The organism is Bradyrhizobium sp. 62 (genome assembly GCF_023073035.1).
In the GTDB taxonomy this organism is placed as follows: domain Bacteria; phylum Pseudomonadota; class Alphaproteobacteria; order Rhizobiales; family Xanthobacteraceae; genus Bradyrhizobium.
This window is the reverse complement of sequence record NZ_JADPIT010000027.1, coordinates 95,218-107,690: the sequence shown is the minus strand read 5'-3', so window position 1 is coordinate 107,690 and position 12,473 is coordinate 95,218. Positions and strand designations below refer to the sequence as shown.

11 protein-coding genes and 1 riboswitch are annotated in these 12,473 nt (G+C 64.3%); of the genes, 4 read left to right on the top strand and 7 right to left on the bottom strand.

Going from position 1 to position 12,473, the window contains the following annotated elements; genetic code table 11:
- Nucleotides 1-28 precede the first annotated feature (28 nt).
- The gene (locus tag IVB47_RS26330; RefSeq protein ID WP_247465668.1) at nt 29-892 is read right to left on the bottom strand and encodes a TIGR02594 family protein; all 864 of its coding nucleotides are present in this window, start codon (nt 890-892) and stop codon (nt 29-31) included.
- A gap of 200 nt (nt 893-1,092) precedes the next feature.
- On the opposite strand from IVB47_RS26330, the gene IVB47_RS26325 reads away from it, so the two are divergent.
- Nucleotides 1,093-1,956, top strand: coding sequence for an alpha/beta hydrolase (locus tag IVB47_RS26325; protein WP_247427658.1), 864 nt, complete (start codon nt 1,093-1,095; stop codon nt 1,954-1,956).
- A gap of 51 nt (nt 1,957-2,007) precedes the next feature.
- On the opposite strand, the gene metW is transcribed toward IVB47_RS26325, so the two are convergent.
- Together metW and IVB47_RS26315 are read right to left on the bottom strand one after the other, a co-directional pair.
- The gene (gene metW, locus IVB47_RS26320) at nt 2,008-2,670 is read right to left on the bottom strand and encodes a methionine biosynthesis protein MetW (protein WP_007597293.1); all 663 of its coding nucleotides are present in this window, start codon (nt 2,668-2,670) and stop codon (nt 2,008-2,010) included.
- Nucleotides 2,671-2,683: 13 nt separating this feature from the next.
- Nucleotides 2,684-3,886 carry a homoserine O-acetyltransferase gene (locus tag IVB47_RS26315; protein WP_027565598.1) on the bottom strand — a complete coding sequence of 401 codons (1,203 nt, stop codon included), beginning with the start codon at nt 3,884-3,886 and terminating at the stop codon, nt 2,684-2,686.
- A gap of 90 nt (nt 3,887-3,976) precedes the next feature.
- A riboswitch (SAM riboswitch) is annotated at nt 3,977-4,056 on the bottom strand.
- A 204-nt stretch (nt 4,057-4,260) separates the two neighbouring features.
- Between IVB47_RS26315 and IVB47_RS26310 the strand changes: the two genes are divergently transcribed.
- From IVB47_RS26310 to IVB47_RS26300, 3 genes are read left to right on the top strand one after another with little or no spacing between them, the layout of a single operon-like run.
- Nucleotides 4,261-5,109: a chorismate mutase gene (locus tag IVB47_RS26310; protein WP_026232498.1), complete on the top strand. Its 849-nt coding sequence runs from the start codon at nt 4,261-4,263 to the stop codon at nt 5,107-5,109.
- Nucleotides 5,110-5,143: 34 nt separating this feature from the next.
- Nucleotides 5,144-6,238 (top strand): histidinol-phosphate transaminase, encoded by a 1,095-nt coding sequence (locus IVB47_RS26305; protein ID WP_247465666.1) that lies wholly within the window; start codon nt 5,144-5,146, stop codon nt 6,236-6,238.
- Nucleotides 6,235-7,173 carry a prephenate/arogenate dehydrogenase family protein gene (locus IVB47_RS26300; protein WP_247465663.1) on the top strand — a complete coding sequence of 313 codons (939 nt, stop codon included), beginning with the start codon at nt 6,235-6,237 and terminating at the stop codon, nt 7,171-7,173. The genes IVB47_RS26305 and IVB47_RS26300 overlap by 4 nt, the downstream gene beginning before the upstream one ends.
- Before the next feature lie 114 nt (nt 7,174-7,287).
- Here the strand turns inward: IVB47_RS26300 and IVB47_RS26295 are convergent, their stop codons facing one another.
- From IVB47_RS26295 to IVB47_RS26280, 4 genes are all read right to left on the bottom strand, one after another.
- Nucleotides 7,288-8,856 (bottom strand): hypothetical protein, encoded by a 1,569-nt coding sequence (locus IVB47_RS26295; protein ID WP_247465660.1) that lies wholly within the window; start codon nt 8,854-8,856, stop codon nt 7,288-7,290.
- A gap of 278 nt (nt 8,857-9,134) precedes the next feature.
- Nucleotides 9,135-9,362 (bottom strand): hypothetical protein, encoded by a 228-nt coding sequence (locus IVB47_RS26290; RefSeq protein ID WP_247465658.1) that lies wholly within the window; start codon nt 9,360-9,362, stop codon nt 9,135-9,137.
- A gap of 189 nt (nt 9,363-9,551) precedes the next feature.
- Nucleotides 9,552-10,895: a GDSL-type esterase/lipase family protein gene (locus IVB47_RS26285; RefSeq protein WP_247465656.1), complete on the bottom strand. Its 1,344-nt coding sequence runs from the start codon at nt 10,893-10,895 to the stop codon at nt 9,552-9,554.
- Nucleotides 10,896-11,136: 241 nt separating this feature from the next.
- Nucleotides 11,137-12,321 (bottom strand): DUF2125 domain-containing protein, encoded by a 1,185-nt coding sequence (locus IVB47_RS26280; protein ID WP_247465654.1) that lies wholly within the window; start codon nt 12,319-12,321, stop codon nt 11,137-11,139.
- Between the last annotated feature and the right edge of the window lie 152 nt (nt 12,322-12,473).

Here is a 12,473-nt window from a genome sequence, read left to right as displayed (position 1 = left end):
GTCGCTTCGCTCCTCGCAATGACGGCCGTCAGTTCGGCATCACATACGCATAGATCCGGCCGCGCGAGACCGGTGCTTCGCGAACGCGGTTGCCGTTGTTGCCGGAGATCATGATCGGATTGCCCTGCGCGTCGACGCCGGTAATGATGCCGACATGACCGCCCCGGCCGCCGCGCGACATCACTGCGATGGCGCCGACCTGCGGACCGGAGACGCGCGTCCCGTAATGGGCGAACGAATTCGCCATATCGGAGCCGGTGCCACGGTGACCGGTCTTCTCAAGCACCATGTTCATGAACCGCGCGCACCACAGGCTGCCGCGGCCGGTCGGATTGCCGCCGACATAGCGGCGCGCCTCGGACACGAGGCCCGATCCGCCGCCGAAGCCGCCGCTGCCCGTGGCCACGCCGCCGTCATTCGCGTTAGTGGCCATCCCACCGCCACGCCTCGTGGCGATTCGACGGCTGGCGCGCGTGATCTTCCCACTGCTATCGCTGGTAACCATTCCTGCGTTGCCCCGCATGGCCATTCCACCGCTGCCGCTCATAGCCATTCCACCGCTGCCGCTCATGGCCATTCCACCGCTGCCGCTCATGGCGATGCCGCCGCTGCCGCTCATGGCGATGCCGCCGGTATTGGCGTTCGGGTCATAGCTGGCGAAGGTGTTGCCGAAGCCGCTCGCCTGCAATTGCGCCGCGCCGCGATCGAAACGCGAGCTGCGTGCATGCCGGTAATGATGATGTCTGCTGGCGTGATGCGCGTAAGCGTGGCGCTCTGCGCTTTGACGATGAGGTCGTGCTGACGCCGGAGAAGTGAAGGCGGCGACCGCCGCGAAGAAAACAGCCAGCGCGACGACACAGCGCGACAGGCGAGACGCAAACAACTCGAACATTCTTCATCCTTCGTTGACACCCCCACTTCCCAATCGGCCCGTGCGGTGGCCGACATCCGCGGGCTGTATCAGTATCCTGATGTGGCGAGAACAAGACGCGGCCGCGGAGATTTTCGACGATGATTAATAAGTGTTAGGGTCGTATGCGCTCACCGCAGGACGGCATTCCAATGCCGCAGCCACCTCAGGGAGAAAACCGGATGCCTCACGCCCTCACGAAGGACAATTGTCGCCTCTATTTCGAAGAAGCAGGCACCGGCACGCCGATTATTTTTCTGCACGAATTCGCGGCCGACTACACCAATTGGGAGCCGCAGATGCGCTACTTTTCGCGCGGCCATCGCTGCATCACCTATTCGGCGCGCGGCTACACGCCATCGGACGTGCCTGATGGCGAGGTCTACGGCTACACGCATTTCTATACCGATGCGCTCGCGGTGCTCGATCATCTGAAGATCGATCGCGCGCACTTCGTCGGTCTCTCGATGGGCGCCTATTCGTCGCTCCAGATCGGGCTCAACGCGCCCCAACGTGCGCTGTCGATGACGCTCGCCGGCGTCGGCTCAGGCTCGGAGATCGAGAACCTCGACGCCTGGCGCAAGCAGTGCCGCGCCAACGCGGAGCAATTCGAGATGCTCGGCTCAGCCGAAGTCGCAAAAGTCACGCGCGAGGCGCCGAGCCGGATTCCCTTCCTGGTGAAGGACCCGCGCGGCCACGCCGATTTCTATGCCGCCCTGGCGCGGCACGACGCCAAGGGATCGGCGCGGACGATGCGTGGCTTCCAGGCCGGCCGTCCCTCGATCTTTACGATGACGGACGCGATCAGAGCGGCCACGACGCCGGCACTCATCATCTGCGGCGACGAGGACGATCCGTGCGTGGGCGCAAGCCTGTTCCTGAAGAAGCATCTGCCTGCGGCAGGGCTCGCCATGTTTCCGAAGTCCGGCCACGTCCTCAATCTCGAAGAGCCAGCGCTGTTCAACGAAACTGTGGAACGGTTCGTCACGCTGGTGGAAGCGGGAAGATGGCCGGTGCGCGACCCGAGGTCACTGGCGGCGCATTAGCGCGAAGGCGTCACCAGGTACTGCGTCGCGTAGATGGGGTAACGGGCCGGCCTACTTCCTGCCGCCCCGCGTCAGCAGAAACACGCCCTGCTCGCCGAACAGATTCCACACCCACCAGGGCATCCGCAGCCGCAGCGGACGGCCGTAGAGGTCGAGCGCCTCGGCACGTTCCATCTTGACGTCGATCGCATCGCAGAGCTCGACGAAATCCTTGATAGTGCAGAAATGGATGTTGGCGGTGTCATACCAGCTTGCCGGCAGGTTCTCCGTGCGCGGCATGTGGCCGCCGATCAGGAGCTGGAGCCGCATCTTCCAGAAGCCGAAATTCGGGAACGACACGATGGCGCGGCGGCCGATGCGCAAGAGATTCTCGAGCACGACCTTGGGCTGCCGCGTCGCCTGCAAGGTTTGCGACAGGATCACGTAGTCAAAGGCGTCATCCGGATAATTCACGAGGTCGGTGTCGGCATCGCCCTGCACCACCGCGAGACCCTTGGCGACGCAGCGGTTGACGCCCTCGCGCGACAGCTCGATGCCGCGGCCGTCGATGCCGCGAGTTTCCAGCAGCTGGAGCAGGTCGCCCTCGCCACACCCGACATCGAGCACTTTCGAGCCCGGCTTGACCATCTCGGCCACCAGCACATGGTCGGCGCGAAAATCACCGGGCTGCCCGGTCGCAAGGCCGCCCAGCGGCAGCGCTTCCTGTACAGACATGACTAGCCGTCCTTTAAGCTTTCTTGGCGGTGAGCCCGCGCGCCTTGCCTGCCGACTGCAGGAACGCACGGCCGATGTCGAAGAACTCGGGCACGTCGAGGAGGAACGCGTCGTGACCGCGATCGGTCTCGATCTCGGCGAACGACACCCGCGCGCTCGACGCATTCAACGCGTGCACCAGTGCGCGCGATTCCGAGGTCGGGAACAGCCAGTCGCTGGTGAAGGAGACCACGCAGAACCGGGTCTGGATTCCCGCGAACGCCTTCGCCAGCACGCCGCCATGGTCGCCGGCGATGTCGAAATAATCCATCGCGCGGGTCAGATAGAGATAGGAGTTGGCATCGAAGCGTTCGACAAAGGACGAGCCCTGGTAGCGCAGGTAGGACTCGACCTGGAAGTCGGCGTCGAACGAGAAGGTCGGCAGCTCGCGGTCCTGCATCCGCCGTCCGAATTTGCGATGCAGCGCGGCGTCGGAGAGATAGGTGATGTGCGCCGCCATCCGGGCGACAGCGAGCCCACGATGCGGATGGATACCTTGATCGGCATAGCCGCCATGGTGCCAGTCGGGATCGGCCATCACCGCCTGGCGGCCAAGCTCGTGGAACGCGATGTTCTGCGCCGAATGTCGTGTCGAGCAGGCGATCGCCAGCGCGGAGAACACCCGGCTCGGATACGCCGCCGTCCATTGCAGCACTTGCATGCCGCCCATCGAGCCGCCGACGACTGCGAACAGCGTGTCGATGCCGAGCCGGTCGATCAGCATCGCCTGCGCGCGCACCATGTCGGGGATGGTGATGACGGGGAAATCGAGGCCCCAAACCTTGCCGGTCGCCGGATTGATCGAAGCCGGACCGGTCGAGCCCATGCAGCCGCCGATCACGTTGGAGCAGATGATAAAATACTCGCTGGGATCGAGCGGTCGGCCCGAGCCGACCAAAGTCTCCCACCAGCCGGGCTTGCCGGTGACAGGGTGCACATTGGCGACGTGCTGGTCGCCGGTCAGCGCATGGCAGATCAGGATCGCGTTGGAGCGATCGGCATTCAGTTCGCCATAGGTCTGGTAGGCGATCTGGAACGGGCTGAGATCGACACCGCAATCGAGCCGCAGCGGCTGTTCCAAGCCAAACTGCGCGACGTGCGAACTCGGATGATCCACCTCGTGCGACCGCTCGTCGGCGGTGATCGCGGGACTCGGAATTGACTGGACGCCAACCATCTGACCATCGACCTCGTTTGCGGTCGTCGTGGTGACCGCATTGACATCAGGCCATGAAAAACCCGGCCTGAACGATAGGTTCGGCCGGGATCGAAAGCGTCCCCGGCCTGTTTAGCGAGTTTTTTAACGTGGCTGCAAGCCGGCCGGCTCAAATGACCACGGAACGGGTAAAAACTACCGTCTTGGACGGTTTTCGTCAAGTCACGGCCCGGATCAGCCAAATTCGCCTGTCGCGCCACGGGCGGAAAGGGCCCGATTTCTCTTTGCATTTCTCTTTGCTTTCGCAGCCCCGACTGCCTAATCAGGATATCCATCACAGCGGTGACGGCTCGACTGATCCGCATTGGAACGCCTCTCAACAGCACCTGTCAGACATGTCCCAACGTCCGCCCGCGCCACCATCACTCCAGGAATTGCGCAAGGAGATCGACGCGATCGACGAGGGCATGCATCGCCTGCTGATGCAACGCGGCGACATCATCGACCGCCTGATCCAGGTGAAGCAGACCCAGGAGGTCGGCTCGGCGTTCCGCCCGGCACGTGAGGCCTCCATGATGCGCGACCTCGTGCAGCGTCATCGCGGCATCCTGCCGCTCGATACGGTCGAGAGCATCTGGCGCGTCATCATCGCGACCTTCACCTATGTGCAGGCCCCGTTCTCGGTGCACGCCGACATCTCGGCGAGCGAGCCGGCCATGCGCGATTCCGCGCGATTCCATTTCGGCTTCACGGTGCCTTACGTCGCGCATTTCAGCGCGCAGGCGGCGGTCGAGGCCGTCGCGAAGTCCAAGGGCGATCTGGCGCTGGTCTCGGCGACTTCGAGCCGCACGCCGTGGTGGCTGTCGCTGGAAGAAGCCGGCGCGCCAAAGATCATCGCGCGGCTGCCCTTTGTCGAGCGCGCCGACCATCCGGCGGCGTTGCCCGTGTTCGCGGTCTCGCGCGTCGCCGACAGCGCCCTGGTGACGGAGGTCGAGACCTTCAGCGTCCGCGTCTCTGGGTGGAATGCGGAGGTCGCGCGCGCCCTGTCGCCGCTCGCCGAAATCGTGGCGGTGCCCGACACCGCCTTCGACGGTGCCGCGCTGCTGGTCTCGGTCACCGCGACAAGCAGCATCGACAAGATCAAGGCTGCCCTGATCGAAGCGGGGGCCTCGGTGCGCTCCACGGCCCTCGTCGGCAGCCACGCAACGCGCTATACGGTGCCCCCGACCGGGTCGAAATCGTAAGTCGCGAACCGCTTAAGCCAGTCCGGAGTTGAAGATGTCCCGCCCCGTGCCGAATCCCGGCATTCTCGATATTGCGCCCTACACGCCCGGCAAGACTCCAGTGGCGGAGCCCGGCCGCAAGGTGTTCAAGCTCTCGGCCAACGAGACGCCGTTCGGGCCCTCGCCGAAGGCGATCGAGGCGTTCAAGAACGTGGCGGATCATCTGGAAGACTATCCGGAAGGGACCTCGCGCGTGCTGCGCGAAGCGATCGGGCGCACCTTCGGGCTCGATCCCAACCGCATCATCTGCGGCGCCGGCTCGGACGAGATCCTCAACCTGCTCGCCCACACCTATCTCAGCCACGGTGACGAGGCGATCTCGACCACGCACGGCTTCCTGGTCTACCCGATCGCGACCATGGCGGTCGGCGCAAAGAATGTCATCGCGGCCGAGAAGAACCTCACCTGCGATGTCGACGCTATCCTCAAGGCGGTGACGCCGAAGACAAAGCTGGTCTGGCTCGCCAACCCCAACAACCCGACCGGCACCTATGTGCCGTTCGACGAGGTCAAGCGCTTGCGCGCTGGCCTGCCCTCGCACGTGCTGCTGGTGCTGGACGCAGCCTATTGCGACTACGTCTCGCGCAACGATTACGAGATGGGGATCGAGCTGGTCGCGACCACCGAGAACACGGTGGTGACGCACACCTTCTCCAAGATCCACGGCCTCGCCGCGCTGCGCATCGGCTGGATGTTCGGCCCCGAGTACATCATCGATGCGGTCAACCGCATCCGCGGTCCCTTCAACGTATCGACGCCGGCCATGTACGCCGCCGTTGCCGCGATCGAGGACACCGCGCACCAGGCGATGTCGAAGCAGTTCACCGAGACCTGGCGCAACTGGCTGACCGAGGAGATCGGCAAGCTCGGGCTGAAGGTGACGCCGAGCGTCGCCAATTTCGTGCTGATCCACTTCCCCACCGAGGGCAAGACCTCGGACGCAGCCGACGCCTTCCTCACCAGGCGCGGGCTGGTGCTGCGCGGCTTGAAGAACTACGGCCTGCCGCATTCGCTGCGCATGACCATCGGCACCGAGGAGGCCAACCGCCTCGTCGTCGAGGGCCTGCGCGACTTCATGGCCGGAACATGAGCGCGACCCCGCACTTCCAGCGTGTCGCGCTGATCGGCTTCGGCCTGATCGGTGGCTCGATCGCGCGCGCTGCGAAGCTCCAGGGCCTCGCCGGCGAGATCGTCACCACCGCGCGCTCGGAGAAGACGCGCGCACGCGTGATGGAGCTCGGCATCGTCGATCAGGTCATGGCGACCAATGCAGAAGCCGTGAAGGACGCCGATCTCGTCATCCTCTGCATTCCCGTCGGCGCCTGCGGCCCGGTGGCGCAGGAGATCGCCCCGCATCTCAAGCCCGGCGCGATCATCTCCGACGTCGGCTCGGTCAAGGGCGCCATCGTCAGGGATATGGCGCCGCATCTGCCGAAAGGCATCCATTTCGTGCCAGCACATCCCGTCGCAGGCACCGAGCATTCGGGCCCAGATTCCGGCTTCGCCGAGCTCTTCATCAACCGTTGGTGCATCCTTACCCCGCCGGAGGGCGTTGATGCGGCCGCCACCGAGCGCCTGCGCGTGTTCTGGGCGGCGATGGGCGCCAAGGTCGAAATCATGACGCCGGATCATCATGATCTCGTGCTCGCGATCACCAGCCATCTGCCGCATCTGATCGCCTACACCATCGTCGGCACCGCCGACGAGCTGGCGCAGGTGACGGAGTCCGAGGTCATCAAGTTCTCCGCCGGCGGCTTTCGCGACTTCACGCGCATCGCGGCATCCGATCCGACGATGTGGCGCGACGTCTTCCTCGCCAACAAGGAAGCCGTGCTGGAGATGCTCGGCACCTTCACCGAGGATCTGGCAAAGCTCACCCGCGCGATCCGCCGCGGCGACGGCGAGGCACTGTTCGACCACTTCACCCGCACCCGCGCCATCCGCCGCGGCATCGTCGAAATCGGCCAGGACTCGGCCGCGCCCGACTTCGGCCGGCCGCACGCGCAGCTCGGCAACAAGCCGTAGCACTGAAGTAGCCCGGATGGAGCGCAAGCGTAATCCGGGACCTCCGTCGCTTGAGACAGGATTCCCGGATTGCGCTTCGCTCCATCCAGGCTACGAGCCCGCGTGGCTCCGTGATTAGAACGGATAGTACCGGATCTGCGTCATGACGACGTTGTCGTCCGTCCTCGGAGCGCCGCCGACGCCCGCGAACGCGAACCGTTGCGTGTGGGAATACTGCAGGCCGGCTTTCAGCGTACCGAAACTGCCCTGGTAGATGGTGTCGTAGATCCCGGTCGTGATCTGCCGGACCTCCCTGGTGTTGCCGTTGCAGGTCGCGGCCGGCGAGTTTTCGGTGAAGCAGCCGGTGTTGTTGTAGAGCGGATTGCCGTAGCCGAACGGCACCGTTCCAACATTGGCGAAATTCGCCTTGGCCTTTTCGAGGCCTGCATAGGAGTAGACATCGAGGCTGGGCGTCGCGTGCCAGATCAGGCCGACGGCGGCCGCCGTGATCGTCAGCGGGAGGATGGTGCCGTCCTGCGCCACCGCCGCGTCGGGGAACGGCGTTGCCGTGAAGCGGCCGAGCACGCCGTGCGAGCCATAGAGCTGAAGATCGAGGGTTTTCGGAATCAGCTCGGCAAAGATGTGACCGCCGAAGCTTCCGGTGTCGTAGGTGTGGTTGGCGTTGTTGAAGCGGTCGAACAGCTGGCGGTAGAGCGCCCACGCCTCGACATGCAGCTTGGTGGGCCCGAGCCGTGGGTCCCACGCTGCCTTGACGGTGATGTCGGGCACCTGATTCAGACTGACATTGTTGAGGTTGTTGAAGAAGCTGCCGCCGGGACCGGTCAGATTGACCTGAAGGTTCGGGTTCAGCACGCCCTGTGGCCCGATGGCGGGTGTGCCGACGGCCGGGACGTTGCCGCCGAAGAACGCTGTCTGGGCATTCTCGACCGAGGCAGCCAGCTTGAACTCCGGTCCGATGTCCTGCCAGACGCGCAGCCCGGGCTGGCGTGCCGCAAGAAATCCCGGAACGGATTCGAAGTCGATCACGCCGGGCGCATCGACGCCACGAGGATCGATGCCGGACTTGGTCGGCGCGTTGAGCGACCAGGATTGCCCGGCGAGGAAGTGAAGACCGAGATCACTGCGGTCCAGTTCCAGACTGAGCTGCCGCATGCGCGGATTGAACGAGTTGGTCGCAACCGAGCTCGCCGTCTGAGCCGCACCTTCGAAATCGATCTCGCCATAGCCCGCGAGGTGCGTGTCGGCATCGGCATTGCCCTCGGCCAGCACCGAGAACCTGCTCTGCCGCGCGGAGAAGCGCGTTTCCGGAATGTTGAAGTTGCGGCTCTGCTGATAGGGGATGAAGTTGTAGACCGAGCCGGTATCGGAGGCGAGATTGCGTGAGCGGTAGATGCCGGTGAGATCGACCCAGCCACCGAAGGTCAACGTCACGCCCTTGTAGCAGACCTTGCCGGCCGCACATGGATCGGCGGCGAGCGCCTTGTAACTTGCGGGCAACTGAACGGCCTTCGCTTGCGCTTCAACCTGCCGCGTCTTGCGCGCCTCCGAGTCCACGCGTTGCTGGAGCTCCTTCAGCTTGGCCTTCAGCGACTGGATTTCGGTTGTGACATTGTCGTCGGCACGCGCCTGCCCGGAACAGGCAGCGAGAATACCCAGCATCAGTCCGCAATTGATGATCCGCACTTGAAGCTCCCTCCATTTGGGAAGCGGATTGGATTGCGCGCGCCGGCTCCGGCGCATGCATGCTTCCCTGGTGTGGAGTGATTTGAATGCGGCTGCGGTTATTCGCGGCGCCGTGCATCTTCTGCATCACGTTTTCCTGACCATCCTGTTCGGAATATTTTCGTTGGCTGCCGATCCGCACGCGCGACTGTTCAAGGCACAGTTCAAGGCAATGCGCATTGGGCCCGGCCGGGACATGACCGGGCCCAGTTCGCGACGGGCAAGGGGTGGGACGGCGGCTATTTGCCCTTTGTCGCGCGCATCACCGTGGGGCGCGGTGATTTCGGCGAGGGAACGAATGCCATCGTCTCCCGCGTCGTGGGATTCGAAATGTTGCGATCACCGTTCGGATACATCGAGGCGTATGCGGCCGGCTCCTGCGACTGCCATTGCCACTGCGCGAACGCGGGCGTCGCGAGCGTGGTCGAGATGGCGATAGCGGCAACGAACAGCCTGGACTTGGTCATGATATCTCTCCTGCCTGGGCGACCGCATCATCGTGCGGCCGACATGGAGAGAGAGCGGAGTTTGCGGCTCCGCATTCCCGGCGGGTCATCACGATCCGGCGAAGCGGCCGTGAGTTCAGCTCGTAACGCGGATGGAGGAGTTACGACAACTGAGGGCGGCGAATGGAGAGAGGCGACTCTGAATTCATCCTACTGCTTCGCGCTGCGAACAAACTTTCCCGGCTTGAACAGATCGAGGTCGATGGCCTGTCCCATTGCCAGATATCCGGTGCGGTTGGGATGAAGCTTGTCGCCGGCGCCGCCAGTCGTGCTTTCGGGAACGAACTCCGGCTTAAGGCCACCCGAGGCCGGATCGAGCGTGGCGCGATCAAAATCTATCACACCGTCGAATGTCCCCGAACTACGGATGAATGCGTTGAGCGCCTTGCGCTTGTCATCCTGCTCCGGAAAACCATGTGCCGCGCTGGTGCTGCCCAATGCCGAAACGACGGTGGCGCCGATGATCCGGGCTTGCGGCCATTTTGCACGTAGCCTCGCGACGCCGTCCTTCATCGCGGCGATGACCTGATCGGCGGTAAAATTGCCGTTCTTGCTGAAATCGTTGATGCCTTCCAGCCAGATCAGGCTCGATATGCCGGACAGCGACAGCACGTCGCGATCGAGCCGCTGACCCGAAGCGGGGCCGCCCGCGTACGGTTTGTCGGGACCGTATTCGGCCGGGCCTGCGATTTGGTTGCCACCGATGCCGCCATTCACGACGGCGACCTTGTTGCCGTAGACCGCCTTCAGGCGACGCGACAGCACGTTGGGCCAGCGATCGTCGCCGTTCATGGTTGAGGCGGTCCCGTCGGTAATCGAATCCCCAAACGCCATGATGGCGAAGGCATTGGCAGGCGCAGTCATCTCGATCGCATCGAGAAAGAACCACGACGCAGTCGCATAGGGGAAGGAAGCCTCGTCTTCGAGGGCGCCCTTCGCGCCGGCGCCCGGCGCACTGACATAGGAAGTGGTCAGCGCTTTGGCGTGCCAGGTCATCGGACCGCTCTGGCCGGCGACATGAAAACTGACCGCAAGCCGGCGGCCGGCGAGATCATCGGGCCACTTTGCAAACGGCAGCGCGATCGCATCGCTCCAGACCGAATTCCCCGGCGACACCGTAACGGAAGCCGTGCCGGCGAACGTAATGGGAGTGTTGGAGCCGCGGATCAACGCGGCACTACCCGACTGCAGGCCGACGTAAACGCCGTCAAACGTGACGGGTTTGGTGCCGAAGGCGTTGCTGAGCCGGATGCGGGCCTGACGGCCCCAGATATCCGGCCGCACGATCAGGCGAAAAGTCTGGTCCCGCGCACCGGCCGCAGGCTCGGGAAACGCGAACTTCTGTTCGGGCTGGGCAGACGGATTGCCGACGGGGTATGGGCCCTGAACCGCGCCCGTCCAGGACACCACCCAATGTTCGCTATTCCTGGCGGTTGCGGTCTGAAGGGAGGCGACGAGCAGCGATGCTGCCACGAGACAATTCAACGCGCGCATTGTTTCCCCCGAACCCCAGATAATTTGGGCGCGACTTTAGAGCCGGCAGTTGGTCTTCAATAGGGCGGCAGAACGCTACCTGTCGAGCCGCAACTGATACACTCCTCGCCCGACGCCGGAGAGGACCTCGCGGGTTGCATCACCGGCGCTAACAAGAAGCTCCTCGGAAGCCATCTGTTCACAGCTTCAAACGCGTCAGGCGGACCAAGCTGTCCGCCCGGCAGATTTATGAATTCACGACCTAATACAGCGGCGGGATCTGGCCGACCTTGACCGGGCCGAGCAGCACGGCGCCGTCGACGAACTTCAGCGGGAAGCTGCGAGCTTTCTTGCCTTCCAGCGTGCTCTCGGTGCCGATCGAATTGATGCCGGCGGCCACGCCGGCATTGGCGTTCTGCTTGATGACCTTGCCGAGGCCGGGAACGGCGCGGTCGAGCGCACCGAACAGATTGTTCAGGTCCTGCGACTTCACGCCGGGCGCCACGCGATCGAGGGTTGCCTGCGGCACCCCCTCCTCCAGCATCTTCTCGATGCCGAGCGCGGGGATCACGCGCTCGAGACCCGTCACCGTCATCTGCAATTCGCCATCGAGACGGCCGTTGGCCGAGAGCCCGAGCGTGCCGGCCGCAACCGCGATCATCTCGCCCTGCTGGATCCGGGACTGTACGATCTCGATATGGCCGCCGGCGGCCTGGATCTCGCGGAAGCGCTGCGGCCACGGCTTTGGCGTGAGGTCGGACAGTCCGGTGATCTTCGCCCGCGTGTCGGCCTCGAACGGCTCGGCGAGCAGCGGATGAACGCCCTGGATACTGCCCTGCGCGATCTGGAGCACGGTCTCGATCACGGGATGATCGGACGGCGATCCATCCGCGAGGCGTCCATGCAGCTCGACCTGTTTCGCGCGCGCGAGCGGCACCTGCACGCTGCCGTCGACACGATTGACCGTCGGCTCCTCGAACACGATGGAGGCGCGCTCCGGCACGGCGGGCAGGCCGACCACGCTGCTGCGCCCCTTGCTCCAGTTCACCACGAAGGTGCTCTGCGTGACGCCGTCAGTGACCGTCGCGGGTGCGGTGAATTCGGCGATGACGCGCTTGGGGTCGTAGACCTGCGCGACGACCAGGATGTTGTCGAGCTTCGCCGTGAACGGCGTCTTGCTGGCGTTCTGCGACACCAGGGCGACGCTGGCGCCCGAACACTGGACCTCGAAGCGGAAGGGGAAGCCCGCGATCGAGCGCTTGGCGCAATCATAGACGCGGCCGGATTTGGCCTCCTGCGCGCGCCAGGCATCGGCGGCGATTTCGGCCTGCGACGCCGCATAGAACCAGAAGCCGCTCCACGCCACCGCGAGGATCAGGAGGATGACAGGGGCGATGAAAAGGCCCCAGCGGGAGCGCCGGCGTGCGGCAATGGTCATATCGGACATGCGGCGACCCTTTGACCCCTGATTTTGTCAAATGTAAGCGAGGTTGGCTTGCTCCGAAAGGCGGAGAATTCGCTTCGCTTGGGGGCGCGGTTCTGGTAGCCGTGCCCGAAATGTCGGAAATCACCCTCCCCTCCGTCACCACAGCCAAAGGC